The 21410-nt window shown below is 63.8% G+C and carries 22 protein-coding genes; 8 read left to right on the forward strand and 14 right to left on the reverse strand.

From position 1 onward, the window contains the following. Positions 1 to 202 precede the first annotated feature (202 nt). Both MF606_RS04185 and mutL read right to left on the reverse strand, forming a co-directional pair. Positions 203 to 1762 (reverse strand): VOC family protein, encoded by a 1560-nt coding sequence (locus MF606_RS04185; RefSeq protein WP_240232402.1) that lies wholly within the window; start codon positions 1760 to 1762, stop codon positions 203 to 205. After that, positions 1762 to 3600: a DNA mismatch repair endonuclease MutL gene (mutL, locus tag MF606_RS04190; RefSeq protein ID WP_240232403.1), complete on the reverse strand. Its 1839-nt coding sequence runs from the start codon at positions 3598 to 3600 to the stop codon at positions 1762 to 1764. Before mutL ends, MF606_RS04185 begins: the two co-directional genes overlap by 1 nt. A gap of 161 nt (positions 3601 to 3761) precedes the next feature. Here mutL and MF606_RS04195 point away from each other — a divergent pair, with 161 nt between their 5' ends. Beyond that, complete coding sequence (locus MF606_RS04195; protein ID WP_240232404.1) at positions 3762 to 5420, forward strand: alpha/beta hydrolase; 1659 nt, start codon at positions 3762 to 3764, stop codon at positions 5418 to 5420. Positions 5421 to 5458: 38 nt separating this feature from the next. On the opposite strand, the gene MF606_RS04200 is transcribed toward MF606_RS04195, so the two are convergent. After that, positions 5459 to 6589 carry a TDT family transporter gene (locus MF606_RS04200; protein WP_240232405.1) on the reverse strand — a complete coding sequence of 377 codons (1131 nt, stop codon included), beginning with the start codon at positions 6587 to 6589 and terminating at the stop codon, positions 5459 to 5461. Positions 6590 to 6684: 95 nt separating this feature from the next. Between MF606_RS04200 and MF606_RS04205 the strand changes: the two genes are divergently transcribed. Beyond that, complete coding sequence (locus tag MF606_RS04205) at positions 6685 to 7554, forward strand: LysR family transcriptional regulator (RefSeq protein ID WP_240232406.1); 870 nt, start codon at positions 6685 to 6687, stop codon at positions 7552 to 7554. 31 nt (positions 7555 to 7585) lie between these two features. Further along, entirely contained in the window at positions 7586 to 8044 is a 459-nt protein-coding gene (locus MF606_RS04210; protein ID WP_240232407.1) for a nucleoside deaminase, read from the forward strand. Positions 8045 to 8056: 12 nt separating this feature from the next. Here MF606_RS04210 and MF606_RS04215 read toward each other — a convergent pair whose 3' ends face one another. The 6 genes from MF606_RS04215 to MF606_RS04240 form a co-directional block, all read right to left on the reverse strand. Continuing rightward, entirely contained in the window at positions 8057 to 9223 is a 1167-nt protein-coding gene (locus tag MF606_RS04215; protein ID WP_240232408.1) for an SGNH/GDSL hydrolase family protein, read from the reverse strand. A 43-nt stretch (positions 9224 to 9266) separates the two neighbouring features. Then, positions 9267 to 9851, reverse strand: a complete 585-nt coding sequence (locus tag MF606_RS04220; RefSeq protein ID WP_240232409.1) for a TetR/AcrR family transcriptional regulator — start codon at positions 9849 to 9851, stop codon at positions 9267 to 9269. Between the two features lie 78 nt (positions 9852 to 9929). After that, positions 9930 to 11012: a patatin-like phospholipase family protein gene (locus tag MF606_RS04225; protein ID WP_240232410.1), complete on the reverse strand. Its 1083-nt coding sequence runs from the start codon at positions 11010 to 11012 to the stop codon at positions 9930 to 9932. Continuing rightward, entirely contained in the window at positions 10945 to 12219 is a 1275-nt protein-coding gene (gene purD, locus MF606_RS04230; protein ID WP_240232411.1) for a phosphoribosylamine--glycine ligase, read from the reverse strand. Before purD ends, MF606_RS04225 begins: the two co-directional genes overlap by 68 nt. A 59-nt stretch (positions 12220 to 12278) precedes the next feature. Then, positions 12279 to 12884 carry a MarR family winged helix-turn-helix transcriptional regulator gene (locus MF606_RS04235; protein ID WP_240232412.1) on the reverse strand — a complete coding sequence of 202 codons (606 nt, stop codon included), beginning with the start codon at positions 12882 to 12884 and terminating at the stop codon, positions 12279 to 12281. 12 nt (positions 12885 to 12896) lie between these two features. After that, on the reverse strand, positions 12897 to 13154 hold the full coding sequence (locus MF606_RS04240) for a hypothetical protein (RefSeq protein ID WP_240233937.1): 258 nt from the start codon (positions 13152 to 13154) through the stop codon (positions 12897 to 12899). Here MF606_RS04240 and MF606_RS04245 point away from each other — a divergent pair. Next, a complete protein-coding gene (locus MF606_RS04245) occupies positions 13035 to 13901 on the forward strand; it encodes an ATP-binding cassette domain-containing protein (protein ID WP_240233777.1) in 867 nt (288 codons plus the stop codon). The two genes, MF606_RS04240 and MF606_RS04245, sit on opposite strands and share 120 nt — an antisense overlap. A gap of 47 nt (positions 13902 to 13948) precedes the next feature. Continuing rightward, positions 13949 to 14710, forward strand: coding sequence for an ABC transporter permease (locus tag MF606_RS04250; protein ID WP_240232413.1), 762 nt, complete (start codon positions 13949 to 13951; stop codon positions 14708 to 14710). Between the two features lie 11 nt (positions 14711 to 14721). On the opposite strand, the gene MF606_RS04255 is transcribed toward MF606_RS04250, so the two are convergent. Continuing rightward, on the reverse strand, positions 14722 to 16089 hold the full coding sequence (locus tag MF606_RS04255) for a glutamate--cysteine ligase (RefSeq protein WP_240232414.1): 1368 nt from the start codon (positions 16087 to 16089) through the stop codon (positions 14722 to 14724). 73 nt (positions 16090 to 16162) lie between these two features. Continuing rightward, a complete protein-coding gene (locus tag MF606_RS04260; protein WP_240232415.1) occupies positions 16163 to 16912 on the reverse strand; it encodes a 16S rRNA (uracil(1498)-N(3))-methyltransferase in 750 nt (249 codons plus the stop codon). Positions 16913 to 17105: 193 nt separating this feature from the next. On the opposite strand from MF606_RS04260, the gene ubiA reads away from it, so the two are divergent. Then, on the forward strand, positions 17106 to 18035 hold the full coding sequence (gene ubiA, locus MF606_RS04265; RefSeq protein ID WP_240232416.1) for a 4-hydroxybenzoate octaprenyltransferase: 930 nt from the start codon (positions 17106 to 17108) through the stop codon (positions 18033 to 18035). A gap of 75 nt (positions 18036 to 18110) precedes the next feature. On the opposite strand, the gene MF606_RS04270 is transcribed toward ubiA, so the two are convergent. Next, complete coding sequence (locus MF606_RS04270) at positions 18111 to 18623, reverse strand: DUF6101 family protein (protein WP_240232417.1); 513 nt, start codon at positions 18621 to 18623, stop codon at positions 18111 to 18113. Positions 18624 to 18892: 269 nt separating this feature from the next. Here MF606_RS04270 and MF606_RS04275 point away from each other — a divergent pair, with 269 nt between their 5' ends. Together MF606_RS04275 and MF606_RS04280 are read left to right on the forward strand one after the other, a co-directional pair. Then, positions 18893 to 19756 (forward strand): 3'(2'),5'-bisphosphate nucleotidase CysQ, encoded by an 864-nt coding sequence (locus MF606_RS04275; RefSeq protein WP_240232418.1) that lies wholly within the window; start codon positions 18893 to 18895, stop codon positions 19754 to 19756. Positions 19757 to 19759: 3 nt separating this feature from the next. Beyond that, positions 19760 to 20005 carry a DUF4170 domain-containing protein gene (locus MF606_RS04280; protein WP_240232419.1) on the forward strand — a complete coding sequence of 82 codons (246 nt, stop codon included), beginning with the start codon at positions 19760 to 19762 and terminating at the stop codon, positions 20003 to 20005. 6 nt (positions 20006 to 20011) lie between these two features. Here MF606_RS04280 and MF606_RS04285 read toward each other — a convergent pair whose 3' ends face one another. Both MF606_RS04285 and MF606_RS04290 read right to left on the reverse strand, forming a co-directional pair. Further along, the gene (locus tag MF606_RS04285; RefSeq protein ID WP_240232420.1) at positions 20012 to 21157 is read right to left on the reverse strand and encodes a glycosyltransferase family protein; all 1146 of its coding nucleotides are present in this window, start codon (positions 21155 to 21157) and stop codon (positions 20012 to 20014) included. 3 nt (positions 21158 to 21160) lie between these two features. Further along, positions 21161 to 21382 (reverse strand): DUF2093 domain-containing protein, encoded by a 222-nt coding sequence (locus MF606_RS04290; protein WP_240232421.1) that lies wholly within the window; start codon positions 21380 to 21382, stop codon positions 21161 to 21163. Positions 21383 to 21410: the final 28 nt, after the last annotated feature.

Below are 21410 nucleotides of genomic sequence, written 5' to 3' on the forward strand. Positions count from 1 at the left end.
GATCCGTTTCCGGCACCCAGAGCCAAATTGTGATCGCTGGAGCGTAGCCTTGCTGCGCAGCGAGCCTGAACCAGCCGGCGGCCGATGCCGCAGCTGCAGTGACGCCGATGCCGCTGAGATAATGATATCCCATAGCTTCCTGGCGTCTTCGGCAGCGCGTCGCAGCGTTTGCGATGACGGAGCGAGCGCCTTCCATTAGGAATCAGGCTGGCGGCAGTCGCGTCGCCAGCCACTCTCGGATCACCCTCGCATCATTCGGGCCGAGGTCGTGCCCGCCTGGGATCACCTGCAGCGTCACCGTTGCGCCCGCCTCTCGCAGCAGGCCGGCGAGAGCTTCGCTCTTGCCGCGATAGGCGTCCCCTTCGCCGGACACGACCAGGATATCCGCTCCCGCGAGGTCGGCGTCGGACACCGTATCGAGTACCGGTGCGGGGCGGAGCAGCACCGCGCGGCGGATGGCGAAATCGGGCTGCAAGAGCATCGTTGCGGCAAGAAAGTTGGCGCCGTTGGAATAGCCCAGCCCCACCATCTGTTCGGGTCTGATGCCGTAGGCCGTGCGGACTTCCGTCATGAAGGCCGTCATCGCCGTCGCTTCAAAGCGGATATCGTTCTGGTCAAACAGCATGGGCGCCAGCCCCCGGAACCAGCGGCGCGTGCCGCCTTCGGTGGCGCGGCCGCGCAGGCCCAACAGGGCGGCCCGTGGCGCCGCGCGATGCGCCAGCGGCATCAGATCGGTTTCGCTGCCACCGGTGCCGTGAAACAGGACCAGCGTACTGCCGTCGACGGCTTCGGGCGTGTGGAAGCGGTGGGTGTAGATGAGGTCGCGATAGACCATGCGTTCCTCGCCCGGCAGGCCGAACTGGGGCAGCGTGACCTTGATGTCTTCGGCCTCTTCCTGGACGTCGGGCGGTACGAAGAGTGTGGAGCCCAGTTTTTCGAGCGTTTCATCCAGCAGGAAGCCCGGTCCGTCGCTGGCCATCTCGATCAAGGTACCGCCCGGCTCACGCACATAGAGAGAGGTGAAATAGTTGCGATCATGAAGGTTGGTGAGGCTAGAATTGCGCTGCCGCAAGGCGTACTCGACGGCCTCGACTTCTGCCGCATCCACAGCACGCAGCGCCACGTGGTCCGCTGTGCCAGCGCCCGGTGCGCCGGGCCAGAAGCCGGACGCGTCGCGAATATCGAGACTGTCGCCGATATCGGAGACCAGCCGCTGCGTCGTGCCCTCCTGCTTTCTGTCCCGAAACCCAAAATACTGGACCAGGAAGGCAGATGTTTCTTCCGGCACCTCCGACAGGAGCGTCACGCCCCGAATGCGACGGATGGCATGCTCGACAGCAATGTCGCCTGCTGGCATGGCGAGCGCGGGTACATCGGCGCCCACCAGCTTGACCATGACGCCATCCGGATCGCGCAACCGCAGCACTGGCTCGCCGAATTCGGTTGCGGTGCCTTCGACCTTGACCTGAAAGCGCAGTGCGCGTTCGAGCCAGTAGCCGATCGAGCCCGGTGCGATAGCCAGCGCCAGTTCGCTGACCTGACCCGCCCCAGCCTGGCCGGCCGATCCACCCTGCCAGATCAGGAAGGTGACGAGCGAACCCGGCGTCGCGGCGTAGTCGCCATAGAATAGATGCAACTGGCGCGCGTCTTCATAGCCGCCGGTTTGCTTGACCAGCCGCAGACCGAGAAAGCCGACATAGAAATCGACATTGGCCTGAACATCGGCGGCGATGAGCGTCACATGGTGGATACCGCTGGTCATTATCGGCTCCGCCCAAACAGCCGCTCGATGTCCTTCTGCTTGAGCTCGACATAGGTCGGGCGGCCGTGGATGCATTGGCCGGAATGGGGCGTCGCCTCCATGTCGCGCAGTAGCGCGTTCATCTCGTCGACCCTGAGACGCCTTCCCGACCGTACCGAGCCGTGGCACGCCATGCGGGCGATGATGGCTTCCATACGGTCGCTGACGGCGGCGATGGTATCCCATTCGGCGAGGCCATCGGCGACGTCTCGCACCAGGCCATCGATATCGGAATTGCCGAGCAGGGCAGGGGTCTCGCGCACCGCTATCGCCCGCGCGCCAAAGCGCTCGAGATAGAGGCCGAAGCGCTCCAGTTCCGGCGCCGCTTCTTCCAGCCGGGCGCAATCCTCCTCGGGCAGCTCGATAACCAGCGGGATTAACTGCGCCTGGCTCGCCACCGGTCCGGACGCCAGTTGCGCCTTGAACCGTTCATAGACCAGCCGTTCATGCGCTGCGTGCTGGTCGACGAGCAGTAGGCCCTCGCCATTCTGGGCGATAATGAAATTGTCGAACATCTGCGCCCGCGCCGTACCGAGCGGATATTCCATCAGGGCCGGGCCCACTTCGGCCGAGGCCTCGACCCGCGCACTGGGTTCGCTGAGGCCATCGAGCCCGGCTTGGACCGGTTGACCAAAGCGTGGCGAGAACGGGTTGTCATTGCCGTAACTCGCTGGACGGTCCTGTCCGGAAAACGGGGAAAGCCGCTGAAATACCGCACGGTCATTGGCGGCGGGGCCAGCACTTTCATAGGCTGGCGCGGTGAACGCTCCGAGCACATCCTCGGCGACGCTCGTCGACGCCTTGAATCCGGCCGCCGTCAGCGCCTCGCCGATGGCCCGGATCACCGCGCTCCGCACCGCCCCGGCATCGCGGAAGCGCAACTCCGCCTTGGCCGGGTGCACATTGACGTCCACCTCGGCGGGATCGATGGCGACATAGAGTGCCACTACCGGAAAGCGGTCGCGAAAGGTGTAGTCGGCATAGGCAGCGCGGATGGCGCCGACCAGCACCTTGTCGCGCACCGAGCGGCCATTGACGAAGTAGAACTGGCTGAGCGAATTGGCCCGCGTGTAGGTCGGCAGACCGGCGAGCCCCGCCACCACCACGCCGTGCCGGCTGCTACCGAGCTGTACCGCGTTCTGCGCGAAATCGTCGCCGATCACCTGCGCCAGCCGGGCCTGCAACGCTCCAGCTCCGCTCACCGCCGGCCAGTTGGAGGGCGAACGGTCGGTACCATTGAGCACGAAATGCACGCCCGGATTGGCCATGGCGAGGCGCTTCAGCACATCGGTGATGGCGGCCCCTTCGGCGCGGTCGGTCTTCAAAAACTTGAGCCGGGCCGGCACATTGGCAAAGAGGTTGCGCACCTCGACGATCGTGCCCCGGTTCATCGCCAGCGGTACCGGACCGGATCGTCTGCCGTTCTGCACCTCGAGCCGCAAGCCGCTTTCGACCTGTGCTGGGCGCGAGGAAATGCTGAGTTCGGCCACCGAGCCGATCGAGGCCAGCGCCTCACCCCGGAACCCCAGCGTACGGATATCGTCGAGTTCGTCCTCGGCCAGTTTCGACGTGGCGTGGCGCTCCACCGATAGCAGCAAATCGGCCCGGTCCATCCCGTGGCCATCGTCCTCGATACGCATCAGCCCCTTGCCGCCTGCCGCCGTGGTGACGACGATGCGGCTCGCCCCGGCGTCGATGGCGTTCTCGACCAGTTCCTTGACCACGCTGGCGGGCCGCTCCACCACCTCGCCGGCGGCGATGCGGTTGATTAGGTCTTCGGGTAGCTGACGGATGGGCAAGGGCGATTCTCCTGAGCGAAGAATATAGGGGATGAGCCAGCCATTTCCGACCCGGTTTACCCGTTTTGCCGCAGGCGATTGACCCGGCCACATCCACCCCCCAATCATGGGTCATGAGCCTTTCCTCAGCAGATGCGACAGTCCGGTGGTGGTTGCGACAGGTGGCCGCGGCCGGCCTGATCGGCCTGCGCCGCTATTTCTCGACACCCGGCCTATTGATCGGCACCGCGCTCTTCGCCATATCGCTCACGCCGTCGCTGCTGCCGCGCACGGCGCTGTTCCAGGGCGTTCTGTCCGGGTGCAGCTTCGCGGCCGGCTATGGCATTGGCAGCTCGCTGCAATGGCTGGCTGTGTTTCTGGGCCTGCGCATGCCACCCGGCGGCGTCTCGCGCGCGGTGACGATCGCCGCGGCCGTGGCGAGCCTGGCGCTGGTCCTCGTCGCGCTGGGCTATACATCGACCTGGCAAAATTCAGTGCGGGCGGTGATGGGCATGCCGCCGGCCGAAAGCACCGATACGCTGCGCATCGCGGCTGTGGCCTTCCCCGTGGCCCTGCTGCTGATCCTGATCGGCAAGGGCATCGTGACGCTGGTGCGCCTGGTTTGGCACTGGCTGCTGCCCTACGTGCCCAGCCGCACAGCCCTCGTGGGGAGCCTCATCATCGTTGCCATTGTCGGTGGCACGCTGATCGATGGTGTGCTGCTGCGCAGCCTGCTGCGCGTTGCGGACCGGTTCTACGAGCAGCTCGACGAGGTTGTGCCGCAAACCGATCCCGCTCCTGCACGGCCCGATCAGACCGGCAGCAGTGCTTCGCTGATCGATTGGAGCACCATCGGCCGCGATGCCCGCATCTACGTCCAGAGCGGCCCCGACGCCGCTGCCATCACCGCCATGACAGGCAAGCCGGCCATAACCCCGCTCCGCGTCTATGTCGGGCTGCGCTCGGCTGAAACCGTCGAGGCGCGCGCCGCCCTGGCATTGGCCGAATTGCAGCGGGTCGGGGCGTTCGATCGGTCGGTTCTGGTGCTGGTCATGCCCGTGGGCACCGGCTGGGTCGATCGCGCCGCCATGGATACGCTCGAATATCTGCATGGCGGCGACGTCGCCACCGTCGCGGTGCAATATTCCTATCTGACCAGCGTTCTCTCCCTGGCCGTCGAGCCCGATTACGGCACCACGACGGCCCAGGCATTGTTCTCGGCCGTCTACGACTACTGGACCAATCTGCCGCGCGACCAGCGCCCGCGGCTTTACGTGCACGGCCTCAGCCTTGGCGCCTTCGCCTCCCAGGCGTCACTGCAGATCTTCGACATATTGGGAGACCCCATCCAGGGTGCGCTCTGGGCCGGCCCGCCTTTCTCCAGCCGCATCTGGCAATATGCCACCGACAATCGCGTCGCCGGCACGCCCGAATGGCTGCCGCGCTTCGGCAACGACACAAGCATTCGCTTCACCAACCAGTCCGACGCGCTGGGGCTGGATGATGCCCCTTGGGGCCCGATGCGCCTCGTCTTCCTGCAATATGCCAGCGATCCTGTCGTCTTCTTCGAGCCGGAAGCGTTCTATCGCGAGCCCGATTGGATGCGGCAACCGCGCGGCCCCGACGTTTCACCAGCGCTCAATTGGTATCCCGTGGTCACTTTCCTGCAATTGGCCGTCGATGCCGCGCTGGCTCAAAGCACGCCCATCGGTTACGGGCATGTCTATGCGCCGGGGCACTATATCGACGCCTGGGTGGCGGTGACCGACCCGCCCGGCTGGACCCCCGACCAGGTCGCTGCGCTCAAGGCGGCGATCGATGCGGATATATATCTGCCATAGCGCCCCTTTGGGCCAGCGCCGTTGTGTGCCGGCTCCCCCTAGCGATCCGCAAGGCAGGGTGCCGCAAACAGCGTGCCACGCCAGGCGCCGGCGATTGTGCGGCTCGCCACCACGGTCCAGATCAATATCAACGCCACGGCGAGGCTCACGCCAAACGCGCCGAGTGCGAAGCTGTCCCATATCCGCGCTAGGCGAAAGGTGGTGAGCGTCTGCACGCCGAGCGGGAAGACGTAGGCCCACCAGCCAAGGTTGAACGGCACATGGTTGGTGAAATAGCGCGCGGTGATCAACGCGGCGAGGCCCATCCACCAGACACCATAGCCCCAGAGCAGGACCGACAGCAGCAGGCAGGCACCGGCAATAACGTCTGGGAACGGCGCTAGATTGGTGCCGATGAGGGCGGCAGGCGCGGCTTCGCCGAGCAACAGCAGCCCCAACGCACCGGTTGCGATCGGTCCGAGCGCCAACCAGCACGACGCGGCCATATTGGCCTGAGGCAGTTTGTGCAGGATCATCCGGATGAACAGCAAGGCCACCAGCCCCAATGCCGGCGGCACCGAGAACGACCACAGGATGAAGCTGACAAGCAACACCCCGGGTTGATCGGCCGCCGGCAGATGCGGCAGCAGCAGGGCGCCGGTGACGGCAGCCACCTCGGCCGCCACGATCGGCAAGAGCCAGACGCCGGTCATTTCCTCGGCCCGGTGATCATGCCGCGTCATCATCAGCACGGGCACCGCAAGACCGCAGCCGACGGCCAGTGCGATTTCCAGCCACCACAGGACCTGAACGATCCCGATTGCTATAGGGCCGAACACGTCGATGCCAAAGATCAGAAAGCCATTGGCTATCGTGGCGAGTGCCATGGGAATGCAGCCTAGCGACATCGACATGACCGGATGACCGAGCATCCGCCGTGCTCCATCGAAGTGCCACAGCCAGCGACCGGCAAACAGCAGCGCGAACAGCGAGAAAACCACGCTGTTGGCCGCCCACAGGACAAAGCCACCGCCATGCAGGAGCGGCAGGCTGTCAAACTGGCCAAGCAGCAGCGCGAGAATACCCGTGCCCATATTGGCGGCGAACCAGTTTGGGGTGAACAGGCGGATCGCGTCGCTGGCGGTTGGCAGATGGGCAAGCGGGCGAGGGATCGTAAGGGCAAATGACATGGCGCAACTCCTGGCCATGCCCTACGCTCTCGCAATCATGCAATCCAACGGAACGTTTTCGTGGTTATGATCGATAAAATCGATTAATGTGTGGTATGACCCTTGAGCAGCTTCGCATCTTCCTGGAAGTGGCCGACCAGCAGCACATTACGCGCGCCGCCGAGGCCCTCAACATGACCCAATCGGCGGTGAGCGCGGCGATCGCTGCGCTCGAAAACCGCCACGGTGTAAAACTATTCGACCGGGTCGGGCGCTCCATCGTGCTCAACCCGATCGGTAGTGCCTTTCGTGCCGAAGCGCGTAGCGTGCTTGACCGGGCCCGTTCTGCCGAGAACGCGCTGGATGACCTCTCCGGCCTGCGCCGCGGACGGCTGTCTGTTATGGCGAGCCAGACCATTGCCAGCTATTGGCTGCCACAGCGTCTCGTTGCCTTTCGACGTGCCTATCCGCAGGTCGAGCTCGATCTGGGCTTCACCAATACCAATCTGGTGGCCGACGGGGTCCAGAGCGGCCGCGCCGAACTGGGCCTGGTGGAGTGGCTGGTCGAACGACCAACACTCTCGACCACGCTTCTGGGCGAAGATGAAATGGTTGTCGTGGTCGGTACCCGACATGAATGGGCCGGCCGGTTGGTCGTGACAGAAGATCTGGGTTCGACGCGCTGGGTGGTGCGCGAAAGCGGTTCAGGCACCCGCGCTGCCTTCGACGGCATGATGCAGCGGGCCGGGGTTGCGCATCCGGATATTGCGCTGGAGCTGCCAGGCAACGAAGCGCTGCTCGGCGTGGTGGAGGCTGGCCTGGGGGCCACGCTGCTATCCCGCGACGTGGCGCGGGCCCATATCGCGGCCGGCCTACTGAGTGTCGTCGACACGCCGCCGGTGCGCCGCTCGTTTTATATCCTGCGCCACAAAGAACGCCATCGCACCCGCGCCGCCGAGGCGTTTCTGTCGCTGGCAGACGCTTGAGCTAGAGCGGCGTCCCGGGCTAGATGGCCCAATGACGCAGCAATCGCCCATGGACCTCGCCTTGTCGCTCGCCCAGGAGGCGGCCAGCCGTGGTGAAGCCCCAGTGGGCGCGGTCGTCATGGAGGGCGCGACCATCCTCGCCGCCGAGCGCAATCGCATGAAGGCGCTCAACGACCCAACCGCCCATGCCGAAATGCTGGCCATCCGCACCGCGCTCGCCAATCGCGGGACCGGCAGGCTCGATGGATGCGACCTCTATGTTACGCTTGAGCCCTGCGCTATGTGCGCCGGCGCCATCGCCCATGTCCGGCTGCGGCGGGTCTATTTCGCCGCCGAGGACCCCAAAGCCGGCGCAGTGGAGAACGGCATCAGGCTCTTCGAACAGCCCACCTGCCACCACCGTCCTGAAGTAATCGGTGGCCTCGGCGCCAGCCGCTCGGAGGCCATGCTCCGGGACTTCTTCAAGGCGTTGCGGGGCGACAGCGGGTGACATCGTGGTTTGTCATTTCAGGCACAGCGGACCGGTGGGTGAGAAAACTAGGTCGGCGAAACGCTCGCCCATGAGTTGATGGGTAGCTGCGTCGGGATGCAGCCGGTCGGGCAAGGGCAGGGTAGCGTAATCGGCCTCGCCGTAAAGGACGCGGCCATCCAGGTAGTGGATATGGGGATCGGTTGCGGCGCGCTGCTCGACGATCCGGACCAGAGCCTGGCGGATCACTGAGAGGGTCAGCTTGCCGGTGCCCATCTCGGCCGCATTACCAGCCGCGCGGAATGCCATTTCGCCATTGGCGAAATCCGGCGCGGTGGGCCCGGGTGTTTCCTCGTGGATCGGGCAAAGAATGGGCGAGATCACCAGCAGCGGCGTCCTCGCGTGGCCTTCGCGGATGGTGTCGAGAAAGCCATGCACGGCCGGACCGAAGGCGCGCAGGCGCATCAGGTCGGTATTGACCAGGTTGATGCCCAGCTTGACGCTGATCATGTCGGCGGGGCTGTCGCGCAGAACGCGCGCCACTGCCGGATCGAGCAGGGCGCTGCCACCGAAACCCAGATTTGTGAGGTTGACCCCAGCCAGCCGCGCGGCCTTGGCAACCCAGGTGCCGGTGGGGTGATCGGCATTGGAGCCATGGCTGATCGAACTGCCGTGATGCAGCCAGCGCGGCCGGCTATCCACCAGCGGGGTGATAGGTGCATCGCTTCGCAGGGCCACCAGTTCGGTGGTTTCGTTGTGCGGCAGCCAGATCTCGATGGTCTTGGGACCCTCGGGCAGGTCGGCGAAGCGCAGGGTGCCCGCCGCGCCTGCCTGGGTTTCCATCGTGCCCTTAGCCATGTCGATATGCAGGATATGGCCGCCTTGCACGCTACCCTGGCGGGCCAGATGGCCATCGATGCAGAGCTCGTAGATGCCATCCGGGCGCGGCGGCATGCCCAGGTAGTTGCGCTTGGTCGGCACGGTATCGAGTTCGATCGCCGTGGCTTGGGTGCGAAACGACAGTCGGACCCCGGAGGGTTGCGCCTCCACCATGAATAATTGCGGATCAAACCACTGCGCACGCGCCCAGGCGGGCAGGCGATGCGGCAGCAGGCCATGCGAGGTGTGTTCTACTTCGATCGCGCCATGCAGAAAGGCATGGTCGATCGTCGTGGTGACCCACGGCCGTTGACTGATCATTTTCGTGTTCCGATGTTGAAGAGGGGGGCTCGCTGGCGCGCCGTCAGGCCGGAGCAGGCGGGTTGCCGGGCCAGTGGCGCAGGATGGTGTCCAGCGCGTCGAGCGTGCGCAGCCACGATTCCTGCGGCGCCGGAGCGCTATGTTTGAAGCTGCCGCTCAGCTCCAGGGTGGAAAACCCCAGAAAAACACTGCCCAGCAGCCGCACGGCATGGGTTTCGTCCGGCTCGGCCAGGGCATAGCCGCGCAGTACCGCGCGCATCATCTGCGCCAAGCGGACGCCGCCACTATTTGCCGCCTTATCGGCGTCGAGCGGAAACCGCGTGGCGGCGAACAGGCCCGGATGCTCGGAGGCGAAACGCCGATGCACATCGGCGAGCGCCACGAGCGCGTCCTTGCCGGCGCGGCCGGCCACAGCCCCGGAAGCCTCATCGGCCAGCGCCTGCAGGGCAAACAGCGCCACACGCGCCTTGAGGTCCTGCCCATTCCTCACATGGGAATAAAGGCTGGCCACCTGCACGTCGAACAGCTTGGCCAGGGCCGAGGGCGTCACCGCCTCAAAACCGTCGCGATCCGCCATTTCGGCGCCGGCCCGCACCAGCCGATCGACATTCAAACCAACCCGTACCATGGCAACAAGCTCATACTAAGACATGAAGCTTATTGCCTAAAATATTTAGGTTTGTCAAGCAAGCAGGAGGCTGGTGCCTTAGTTGCTATCGATAACCGGCACTTTGCCGGCGATATAGGCCTCGACCTTGTCGCCCAGGATGCGTTTGAAGCGCTCTTTTTCCGTCTCCGCATGGGCGACGATTTCGCGGACGCGCCAGAATTCTAGCGCGCCGAACGAGGCGACATGCGGCCGGATATAGATGTCCGGCGGATAGGCCGCCATCATATGCGCTGTCAGCGAATGCATCATGATCTGGGCCGAGCCGAACCAGATATCGAGCGCCTTGTGGTCGGTCTTGGCGATGCCCTCCGAGGGATCGCCATTGACGTCGATACCGATCAGGAAGTCGGTGTCGATATCGGCCTGATCAAGCGGCAGCGGATTGACCACGCCGCCATCGACCAGGATGTGGTTGGAATAGACCACCGGCTTGAACAGGCTCGGAATGGCGATGGAGCCGGCAATGGCGGGCCGCAGCAGGCCGGCATTGAACACCACCTGGTGCCACGACTGGAAATCGGTCGCCACCACGTAGAGCGGGGTCTTGAGATCCTTGAACTCGAGCGGAAAGTTGGTTGGCGTGAACGCATCGACAATGCTGGTTGCGTCAAGCTGCATCGAAATGCCGTTCTTGAGTATGCCGCCAATCCCCCGAATCTGGGTGGCCCAGAGCTTGGTGGCGATGGCACGCATCGTGCCCAGCACCTGATAGGAATGCTCGCGCAATTCCTTGCCGGTCATGCCGGCCGCCCAGCCGGCGCCGATCAGCGCGCCGATGGATGTGCCCGAAATGACCGACGGCCGCAGCCCCAGCTCGTCCATCGCCTCGATGTAGGGGATATGGGTCAGCCCCCGGGCCGAACCGCCGCCCAGGGCCACACCGATCCGCGGTCCAGATTCCATTCGCATGGCGCCCCGCTCCCTGCCTTGCGCGCGCAGCCGGTCGGCGATCGCCTTACCGCGCAATTGCAGCGGCGTCAGCGGGCGTTGCGACCGCGTCTCGTCAAAGACGGTCTTGCGGAAGGGTAGATCAGCGAAGTTGAGGAATGGTTCAGATGCGCGAGCGGGCGATTTCGCGCCAGCCGATGTCTCGGCGGCAAAAGCCTTCTGGCCAAACAATCTTGTCCACGCTTGCGTAAGCACGCTTCTGCGCCTCTCCCACGTTGGCTCCGAGCGCGGTGATGTTGAGAACGCGCCCGCCGGCAGCAAGTAAACGTTCACCATCCCGCCGCGTTCCGGCGTGGAACACCTGAATCTCATCGCTGTCGATGGCATCGGCGCCCCGGATTTCGGAGCCCTTGCCATAGTCGCCTGGATAGCCATTCGTGGCCATGATGACCGTCAATGCGTACTGGTCTTTCCACCGCACATCGTGGCCAGCCAGGGTTCCCGTCGCCGTGGCATGCAGCAACGGCAGCAGGTCGCTTTCCATCCGCATCACCAGCACCTGCGTCTCAGGGTCGCCGAAGCGCGCATTGTACTCGACCAGCTTGGGACCATCGCTGGTCAGCATCAGCCCGGCATAAAGCACACCCTGATAGGGCGTGCCCCGCGCCGCCAGACCCTTGACCGTCGGCCAGATCACGCGCTCCAGCACCTCGTCATAGACCTCGCGGGTCATGACGGGGGCAGGGGAGTAGGCGCCCATGCCACCGGTATTGGGGCCGGTGTCGCCATCGAAGGCCCGCTTGTGGTCCTGTGCCGTGGTCAATGGTAGGATATCGGTGCCGTCGCAGAGCACAAAAAGGCTGACCTCCTCGCCCTCCATGAATTCCTCGATCACCACTTCCGCGCCAGAGGCGCCGAACGCCCCGGCAAAGCAGTCGATGATCGCCTCCTCTGCCTCGTCGACGCTCATGGCCACAGTGACGCCCTTGCCGGCGGCCAAGCCATCGGCCTTGATCACGATCGGCGCACCCTGTGTATAGACATAGGCCAGCGCCGCAGCCTCAGTGTCGAAGCGACCATAGGCAGCGGTGGGAATATCCATCTCGTCGCACAGCGCCTTGGTGAAGCCCTTCGACCCTTCGAGCTGGCCAGCCGCCTTGCTGGGGCAGAAGCAGATGATGCCGGCGGCGCGCACATCGTCACCCAGCCCCGCAACCACCTGCGCATCGGGTCCGACCACGACAAAGTCGATGGCCATCAGCTTGCAGAAATCAGTGACTGCCTTGTGGTCGGTGATGTCGATGACGACGTTCTCTGCCACCTCGCCGGTGCCGCCATTGCCTGGCGCGATGAACAGCTTGGTCAGCAGCGGCGATTGCGCGATTTTCCATGCCAGGGCGTGCTCGCGACCCCCCGAACCAATCACCAGAACCCGCATGCAAAACCTCCCGCCGCCGATGGCCGGGTGATGCACCAGCAGGCGTCGTGAGGCAAGGTTTACTTGTCGGGTGTGCCGTTGAGCAAGGCGTCGATCATCGCTTTCATGTGGCGCGCGCCATTGCGTTCGAACTGGCGCGCGGCCACCAACAGGGCCTGTGGCGTGGTGCCTTTGCGGTCGACATGCTGTTCGAGGATGGTGGCGAGCTCGAGATTAACGCGCGTACCAACCTCCAGGAATTCGACGATGGCGCTCAACTGATCCGGCGAGTAGCGGGAGATCAGCAAGGGTGTGAGAAGCTGGAAGTGTGCGAACACCCGGGACGATATCTCGCCGGCAATCGGGGTGATGCTGATCCACACCTTGCGGCGGTCTGCCGGATCGCGCTCGCGAACCACATAGCCGACCGCCTCCAGCCGATCGACGACAACGGTCACTGCGCCGGTGGTGAGTCGGGCCTCGCTGGCGAGCGTGCCAGCGGTAATTTTCCCATGCCTGTCAATGACATCCATGCAGCGGCTGTCCGTGCGATTTATGCCCATAAAGCGCGCGAGGCAGTCCTCCCACACGTCCTGCGCCACCTGATCGGCGCGGATGACGTCCTTGAGTTTCATAACCTCGGCAAGGCCAGGATGATCTCTTGACATTAAAATATCTTGATCCATAAGATATCAATATCACAAGATTTCAATCGGGTCGATATCGGTCGGCTCAATTTCAAAGCGGGCAAATCCATGATCGAGGCACAGGGTCTCAAAAGGACATACAAGACAAAAGGTAAAACCGTCGAGGCAGTGCGCGGCGTCGATCTGACCGTGCGTGCCGGTGAAATAGTTGGTTTTCTCGGTCCCAATGGCGCCGGTAAGACCACCACACTCAAGATGCTCTGCACCCTTCTCGCACCCACAGGTGGACGTGCGGTGGTCGCGGGTCACGACTTGTTGACCGATTCCATCGGAGTGCGGCGGTCCATCGGCTACGTGTCACAGGCCGGCTCGACCGCCCCAGAAGCGCGCGCGGGGGAAGAAATCACCGGCCACGCCCGCTTCTATGGCATCGACAAAGCCACGGCCGAGGCGCGAGCTCGAAAGCTGTTGGCTGATCTCGATCTGGCCGATGTATGGGACCGCACCTGCGGTTCCCTGTCGGGCGGGCAGCGGCGGCGGCTCGATATCGTGATGGGTCTCATCCACCAGCCAAAGCTGGTTTTTCTCGATGAACCCTCCACCGGCCTCGACCCGCAAAGCCGCGCCAATCTCTGGACCCACATCCGCAAATTGCGCGATGAGATGGGCACCACGGTGTTCATCACCACCCACTACATGGATGAGGCCGACTCCCTCTCGGACCGCTTGCTGATCATCGACATGGGCCAGATTGTTGCCGAGGGCACATCGGCTGAACTCAAGCGGCGGGTATCGGGCGACACCATCACCCTCACCCTGCGCAGGGCCGAAGATGCCACCGAGGCGGCCGGCGTTGCTGGCATGCTGCCAGGGTCGGACGCGCCGGTCATCGACGGCCACATCGTGCGCTTCCACGTGCCCAATGGCGGCGCGGCGCTACCCATTCTCCTGGGCGAATTCACCAAAGCCGGCATCGAGGCCATTGGCGTCGAGGTCAATCGCCCGACCCTGGATGACGTCTTCCTCACGCTCACCGGCCGCTCGTTGCGCGAGTGAATATCCGGCAGACCACCGACGAAATTCCCGGTTCAAAGGACCATGAGATGAGCTTTCTTTCCGACACCTGGACTGTCTTTACTCGCGCCATGCGCCTTGCGCTCCGCCAGCCGCTCTGGGTGGTTATCGGCGTGATGCAGCCTATCCTCTACCTCACCCTGTTCGGCCCGCTGCTCGTGCCTCTGGCAAGCGCCCCCGGCTTTCCTCCCGGTGATGCCTGGGTGATCTTCGTGCCCGGCCTCCTGGTGCAGCTCGGCATATTCGGCGGCGCCTTTGTCGGCTTCGGCATCATTGCCGAATGGCGTTACGGCGTCATCGATCGCGAACTGGTCACCCCGGCCAGCCGCGCTGCGTTGATCACCGGGCGAGTGATGCGCGATGTGGTGGTGCTGGTGGTTCAGGCTATCATCCTGATCGTCTGCGCACTGTTTTTCGGGCTGCGCGTGCCATTCGGCGCGGTCTTGCTCGGCCTGATCATGATCGGCCTGCTCGGCGCGTCCTTCTCATATCTGAGCTATTCGGTGGGGTTGATGACCAAGAGCGAGGATGCCTTTGCGCCGCTGGTCAACATGGTCTCGCTACCGGTCCTGCTGCTCTCGGGCATCCTGCTGCCCATGAGCTTGGCGCCGCGATGGCTGCAAATCCTCAGCGACATCAACCCGTTCAAACACATCGTCAATGCGGTGCGCGCGATCTTCCGCGGCGAAGTGGGGACGTTCGAAACCGGGCTGGGCCTGCTGATAGCCATCCTGCTCATTGCCGGTGGCGTGTGGCTCGGGCAGCGGACCTTTGTGGCCCAGACGAAGTAGGGGCGCAGCTCCTACAGCTCGGCTTCCTTGAAAATCCGGGTCAGATCGCCATTCCACTCGCCACGGTACTTGTCGAGCCAGCGCTCGGCCGGCGACTTGGCGAGGCGGATGGTTTCTTCCAGCGGGGCCAGGTGGATGGTTTCGTCCTTGCCCTGCGCGTTGCGGCGGTCGCGACGAACCAGGCCGGCTTCGGCAATGCCGACCGCCTGCGCCGCGACGTCATAGAGGTTGGAGCGATCGTGCGGGGTCATCAGGCCCAGCCGCGGCACCTCGCGGCGCATATGGTCGCGCTCGTCCTGGGTCCATGGCTTGATCATCTCATAGGCGGCCTCGAGCGAAATCTCATCGTAGAGCAGCCCGGTCCAGAAGGCCGATAGCGCCGTCACCGACTTCTCGTCGCCCATATCGGCGCCGCGCATTTCGAGGAATTGCTTGAGCCGCACCTCGGGGAAAATCGTGCCAAGATGGTAGTTCCAGTCCCGGCGGGTCGGCTTCTCACCCGGCAATTGCGGTAGCTTGCCTTCGAGGAAATCGCGGAAGCTCTCGCCCGCCACGTTGATGTAATGGCCGTCACGAAGCACGAAATACATCGGCACATCGAGTGCGTAGTCGGCATATTGCTCGAAGCCGAAGCCTTCCTCGAAGGCGAATGGCAGCATGCCGGTGCGGGCGTCGTCGGTATTGAGCCAGATATGGCTGCGATAGCTGAGATAGCCGGTGTCGCGGCCATCGGCGAAGGGCGAATTGGCAAAGAGGGCCGTGGCCACCGGCTGCAGCGCCAGCGAGACGCGCAGCTTTTTGACCATGTCGGCTTCGCTGGAAAAATCCAGATTGGTCTGCACCGTGGCCGAACGGAACATCATCGACGTCCCGAGGGTACCCACCTTGTCCATATAGGGCGCCATGATGCCGTATCGCGACTTCGGCATCCGCTCGATTTCGGCGACGGACCAGATCGGCGTAACGCCAAGGCCCAGGAAGTGGATATCGAGCGGCGCTGCAACCGCCTTGGCCACCCGCATATGCTCGGCGGTCTCGGCAGCAGTGGCATGCAGATCAGGCTGGGGGCCACCGGAAAGCTCGAACTGGCCGCCCGGCTCCAGCGAAATGCCGCCCTTGGTTTCGTCGCTCCACAGGCCAATGGGATTGCCCTCATCATAGAAGGGCTCCCAGCCGGTTTCGCGCGCCACTCCATCGAGCAGCGCCCGGATGCCGTCGGGACCTTCGTAGGCAACCGGCCGCAATGGGTTGGTGTGGAACACATGCTTTTCGTGCTCGGTGCCGATGCGCCATTCACTCTCGGGTTTGCACCCGCGCGCCATTCCATCGATCAGGTCAGCGCGGGATTCGATCGGAGGGGAGATGTCGGCGCCAGCCATAAAGCGTCCTCTGGTATGGAGGGGTCAATGTTGGCCGGAACATAGCGTTGCACAAGCCGAAAGCAATCGGCTTTTATCGCCAATCGCCGATGGTCGCTTGAATGATGGCCAGCGCCGCGACCGCCGCCGTATCCGCGCGCAGGATGCGCGGCCCCAGGCTAACAGGCACCACGAAGGGCAGGGCCCGCAGTTTCGCGCGCTCGTCATCGGAAAAGCCACCCTCGGGTCCAATCAGTATTCCCACCGGTTTGCCTTTGAGTTCATTGAGGATTTCGACCGGTGAAGCCGACGCAGCCCCCTCATCCGCCAGGATCAACCTGCGCGCGCCATGCTCCACCGGCCAGGAATCGAGCAGGCGTTCCAGCGTGATTTCGGGCGCCACGACCGGCACATTGAGCACCTCGCACTGTTCGGCCGCCTCGATTGCATTGGCTGCAAGCCGCTCATGCTTGAGACGATTGACCTGGGTAAAACGCGTGATGATCGGCTGGATCGTGCCTGCGCCCATCTCGGTGGCCTTCTGCACCACATAATCCAGCCGCTCGGTCTTGAGCGGCGCAAAGCCGTACCAGAGGTCGGAGCGCGGCGTCTGCGGCGCGATTTGCTCTATCAGATCGAGCACCACGGACTTCTTGGAATCGCTGGTGAGCCGGGTGAGCCATGCACCATCGCGCCCGTTGAACAGCACCACCTCATCGCCAACGGTCTTCCGCAGCACGGCCGCGAGATAAAGCGATTGCTCCTTGCCCAGCGTGATCCGGCCTCCGGTCGTAAGATCGGGTTCTACAAACAGGCGGGGCAGGGTGGCGTGGGTACGGGGCATGATCGGGGCACTTTCCCTTCTCCCCTTGCGGGAGAAGGTGCCCCGAAGGGGCGGATGAGGGGTTTCGGGCGCCACCATAAACGCTGTATGCGTGGAGAAAACCCCTCACCCGGATTTTCCGCTGAACGCAGAAAATCCACCCTCTCCCGCAAGGGGCGAGGGGAGTGCGGCGCGTGTGGAAAGGCAGCGATTCATGACCGACAATAACCCCGGGACTGTCGCCGATGCCCAATCGGGCAATTGGGTCGATCGCTATGCCCCCGGCTGGCTGAAACCCTATGCGCGCCTCGCGCGCTGGGATCGGCCGATCGGCATCTGGCTGCTGTTCTGGCCCTGTATCTGGGGTCTCGGACTGGCGGCCGTTTACAACCCGGCGCTCGGCTTCGACTGGTGGGGCGCGGTGCTGATGCTGATCGGCGCGGCGCTCATGCGCGGCGCCGGCTGCACCTTCAACGACATCGTCGATCGCGACATCGACATGAAAGTGGCGCGCACCCGGTCGCGGCCGATTCCGTCGGGTCAGGTAACGGCGCGCGATGCGCTGGCCTTCCTGGTCGCGCAGGCATTGCTCGGCTCGGTGGTGCTGTTCCAGTTCAATCGCTTCACTGTCTGGGCCGGCGTGGCGTCGCTGATCCTCGTGGCGATCTACCCGTTTATGAAGCGGGTAACCTGGTGGCCGCAGGCTTTTCTCGGCCTCGCCTTTTCCTATGGCGCGTTGGTGGGTTGGAGCAGCCAGACCGGCGGCCTTGCCCTGCCGGCGCTGCTGCTCTATTTCGGCACCATCCTGTGGGTGATCGCCTACGACACCATTTATGCGCTGCAGGACGTGGAGGATGATGCGCTGATTGGTGTTAAATCCACTGCGCTCCTGTTTGGCAGCCAGGCCCGCCTCATCGTCGGCTTCTTCTATTTCGGCGCTTATCTGCTGTGGCTGGCCGCTGCAACGATCGCCGGCGCGGGCATTATTTTCGCCGTGTTGTCGCTGCCGGCCGCCGGCCTTCTCACCTGGCAGGTCTGGACCTTCGATGTCGATGTCCCGGACAACCCGCGCGTGCGCTTCTACAGCAACCACTATGTGGGGGTAGTCCTCAGCCTGGCCTTGCTGGCCGACTGGGTCTGGTAGCCCAAAACGCCAAAAGGGCTGACCGCACCACCGGTCAACCCTTTTAGACGTGCTTTGGAGGAGCAGTGAACTTGGTTAGGCGTCGGGCTGACCCGGCTTGCGGCGGTTGAGGAAGCGCGGGCGGCGATTGGCTTCGGCAACCAGCTTGCGGCGCGAAGCGCTATTGCCCACCATCACGCCGTCGACCTGCTGGCTATAGGGCATGTAATTGCCGTCGCCGGCCTTGATGAACAGCGGCAGGCGCAGCTTCTTGCCCCAGTTCTGCCATTCGGCCACGACGCTGTGATTGCCCTCTTCTTCGAAGACGCGGTAGTTCAGCTCGCTGTCGGCATGGACCAGTTCGATCGAGCTGGTCAGAACGCCTTCTTCGGAGATGGCGGTTGCCACGGCGACGCCGATGAATTCGGTCACCGGCACCTTCACCTTGATGGCCACGCCGCTCTGTTCGAGCATGCGCCGCACGGTGACGGTCTTCACCGGATCCCTGGGGCCATTGTCATTGGCGGCAACGAAGCGGCGGTCAGCCACATTGGGCTTGCCGAATGCCAGAATGACCGACGATCCTTCCATCGCGACGCCATGAACCATTTGAATTCGCCTTCCTGTCAACTTCGAGAGCTGATTTTTGGTGCTCTCTTTTGTAGCTCCACAATACCCCGCCGCCTTACCTGCCCCCTTAATCGGTTCGGTTAAGTTTATCTTGTTTTCCGAGAGGGTTAGCAGGGTATTGCACCGGGTAGGGACCGGTTAACCGCGCTCGGTTGAGGGGTGTTAACCCTGCCATATTTCGCAAGCCAATGACGCCCCGCGGCCCGGCTCTTGTCCAAAACCCGGAGCAAGCCTAAAAGGCCCGGCACATGCCGACTCCAGCGACGACATACAGCGATGATCTCGAACTGCTCCGCTCTTCAGCCGTAGCGGCAGGGATCATTGCCAGCGGCTTCTTTCGCCGCGATGTGAAGAGCTGGAACAAGGAAAATTCCTCCCCGGTAAGCGAAGCCGACATCCTGGTCGACCGGTATCTGGCTGCCTCGCTGCTCACTGCACGACCCGATTACGGCTGGCTGAGCGAAGAGACGGCCGATAATCCTTCACGATTGAACTGCGAACGCGTCTTCGTCGTCGACCCCATCGACGGCACGCGCGGTTTCCTGCGCGGCGAGGATAGCTGGACCGTATCGCTGGCGGTGGTCGAGAACGGTATTCCGGTCGCTGGCGTGGTTTTCGCCCCCGTCCGTGACGAAATGTATGACGCCGCCCGGGGCGAGGGCGCCCGGCTCAACGGCAAGACGCTTAAGCGCAACCGCCGTGCCGGCGCGCCGCCCATCATCCCGGCCGCGGGAGCGGTACATCAGGAGATGCAGGCTGCGGGGCTGAACTATACGCGCGGACCTTATTATCCGTCGCTGGCCTACCGGCTGGTGCAGGTGGCGACCGGCAAGCTCGACGCCGTCGCCTGCCGCCGTGGCTCGCAGGACTGGGACATTGCCGCCGCCGCCGTAATCCTCGAAGAGTGTGGCATCGGCTTCGAAGACGTCTGCAGCGGGGTCCCGCAATTTAACAGACGAGATGTGCGCCACGGGGCGCTTGCGGCCCTCGGCGACATGAGCCTAAAACCGCTCGTCCATGCGGCACTGATCAAGGTCTATGGGTGCCCGGCTCCCGACGCCGATCCAGACCCCGCAGTGCCCGAACTCTCTTCTCCCGACGAACGGATTTGACCGATGGCTGAAAAAGAAGACCCCAACAAGCAGTTGCTGCACCTGGTGATCGGCGGCGAACTCTCGAGCATCGAAGGCGTGACGTTTGCCGATCTCGACAAGGTCGATATCGTTGGGCTCTATCCCAACTATGCCAGCGCCCAGGTCGCCTGGAAGCAGAAGGCCCAGCTCACGGTCGATAGCGCCCAGACGCGTTATTTCATTGTGCACCTGCACCGCCTGCTCGATCCGACGACGGATAAGAAGTAGCGAGCGTTAAGCCACCAGCGCATCCAATATTGCCTGCATCGCTCCAGGGCCGCCAATGCGTTGGCGGCCAATATTGGCGAGGCGCCGGCGCTCATCGTCGTCGCTGATCAGCTTGCGTAGGGCCGAGCCGATGGCCGGCACCTCAGCCGGCACCACCACGCGTGCATCACCAAACAGCATCTGTTCGTCATTGAAGCGCGACCGGCGATCTCGCGGGTTGACGAAGGTAATCGCCGGCTTGCCCAGTCCGAGCGCCTGCACGGTGGCGGTGCCCGCCTGAGACAGCACGAGATCGGACGCGCTGAGCAAATTGCCCATGGCTCCACCGCGCGCCATGTGGATGGTGAGGTCTCCGTCCGAAAGCTCGCCCAGATCGGCGGACTCGGCGCTGAGCATGGACGTGCGGCGCAGCCCGGTCTTCTTGGCAAGTTCGTCCACATTGATGCCGCCGGCAACGGCCAGGAACACGTCCGGACGCATTTCGGCTGGCAGGGTGCGCAACCCGTCGACCTGCAGCGCAAGGCTCTCCGCCGTCAGCGCGCGACTGCCGGGCAGCAGCGTCACCGCAAGCGGACGGCTGCGGCGGGGCCGGGCGTCATAGTCACCCTGCGGAATGGTATCCATCATCACATTGCCGGCCGAGCGGGCATCGACGCCCATCTGCTCGAGTGAGCGCGCCAGATTGTCGGCCCGGCAAAACACGGTCTTGCACGCCTGCTTGACGGTCCAGCGTTCCGGCGCTGAATACAGCCGGGCCGCACCGGTCTTGTAGACATCGAGATAATAGAGCCCCCGATGTCCGGTGAGAAAGGCGGCGATGACGCCGGTCATGTCACCGACGACGACGACGCGATCATACTTGCCGCGGATTTTGCGCAGGAAGCTCAGGGCAGGCGGCACTGTGTTGAAGCCGCCCGTCGCCATGTCGCGGCGCAACGAGCCTTTGACATTGCGCCAACCCTCGGACGCAAGGGTCGCACGAGGACCGACAATCGGGCAGACGCCGCTATAGGCATTGCCCGCGCCGATCATCGGGTAGGCTTCGACGTCGATGGTTTTTGGCAGGTGCGCAACAACAGCCGCGGCGATCCAGTCTTCGCCGTGCCCGTTGGAAATGAAGAGAAACCTGCGGCGGACTGACGCTTCCGCCACGGTTCAGGCCCCGAGGCCGAAGCGCTCGAAGGCGGTATGGGCCGCCGCGGCGTCGGCATAAGCCTCCTGCCGGTCGACATTCCAGTAGAACAGCTCGTCGAGTGGAATTGGTTTGCCCGATATGGCGCAGCGCACGAAGCTGCCGGGCTTCAGCACGACATAGTCGCCATCGAGATAGCGGATCACCGCCTCGGCGGGCGCAAAGCCCTTATCGAAGATGTTCATGCTGATATTCCTTCAACCTTGCCCATCG

The sequence above is a fragment of the Devosia lacusdianchii genome (assembly GCF_022429625.1).
Lineage (GTDB): Bacteria > Pseudomonadota > Alphaproteobacteria > Rhizobiales > Devosiaceae > Devosia > Devosia lacusdianchii.

What these genes read in the sequence shown, in the direction of transcription:
- MF606_RS04185 (WP_240232402.1), bottom strand. Translation starts at nt 1,762, where the DNA reads ATGACCAGCGGTATCCACCATGTGACGCTCATCGCCGCCGATGTTCAG.
- MF606_RS04200 (WP_240232405.1), bottom strand. Translation starts at nt 6,589, where the DNA reads ATGTCATTTGCCCTTACGATCCCTCGCCCGCTTGCCCATCTGCCAACC.
- MF606_RS04205 (WP_240232406.1), top strand. Translation starts at nt 6,685, where the DNA reads ATGACCCTTGAGCAGCTTCGCATCTTCCTGGAAGTGGCCGACCAGCAG.
- MF606_RS04210 (WP_240232407.1), top strand. Translation starts at nt 7,586, where the DNA reads ATGACGCAGCAATCGCCCATGGACCTCGCCTTGTCGCTCGCCCAGGAG.
- MF606_RS04215 (WP_240232408.1), bottom strand. Translation starts at nt 9,223, where the DNA reads ATGATCAGTCAACGGCCGTGGGTCACCACGACGATCGACCATGCCTTT.
- MF606_RS04220 (WP_240232409.1), bottom strand. Translation starts at nt 9,851, where the DNA reads ATGGTACGGGTTGGTTTGAATGTCGATCGGCTGGTGCGGGCCGGCGCC.
- purD (WP_240232411.1), bottom strand. Translation starts at nt 12,219, where the DNA reads ATGCGGGTTCTGGTGATTGGTTCGGGGGGTCGCGAGCACGCCCTGGCA.
- MF606_RS04235 (WP_240232412.1), bottom strand. Translation starts at nt 12,884, where the DNA reads ATGGATCAAGATATTTTAATGTCAAGAGATCATCCTGGCCTTGCCGAG.
- MF606_RS04250 (WP_240232413.1), top strand. Translation starts at nt 13,949, where the DNA reads ATGAGCTTTCTTTCCGACACCTGGACTGTCTTTACTCGCGCCATGCGC.
- MF606_RS04255 (WP_240232414.1), bottom strand. Translation starts at nt 16,089, where the DNA reads ATGGCTGGCGCCGACATCTCCCCTCCGATCGAATCCCGCGCTGACCTG.
- MF606_RS04260 (WP_240232415.1), bottom strand. Translation starts at nt 16,912, where the DNA reads ATGCCCCGTACCCACGCCACCCTGCCCCGCCTGTTTGTAGAACCCGAT.
- ubiA (WP_240232416.1), top strand. Translation starts at nt 17,106, where the DNA reads ATGACCGACAATAACCCCGGGACTGTCGCCGATGCCCAATCGGGCAAT.
- MF606_RS04270 (WP_240232417.1), bottom strand. Translation starts at nt 18,623, where the DNA reads ATGGTTCATGGCGTCGCGATGGAAGGATCGTCGGTCATTCTGGCATTC.
- MF606_RS04275 (WP_240232418.1), top strand. Translation starts at nt 18,893, where the DNA reads ATGCCGACTCCAGCGACGACATACAGCGATGATCTCGAACTGCTCCGC.
- MF606_RS04280 (WP_240232419.1), top strand. Translation starts at nt 19,760, where the DNA reads ATGGCTGAAAAAGAAGACCCCAACAAGCAGTTGCTGCACCTGGTGATC.
- MF606_RS04290 (WP_240232421.1), bottom strand. Translation starts at nt 21,382, where the DNA reads ATGAACATCTTCGATAAGGGCTTTGCGCCCGCCGAGGCGGTGATCCGC.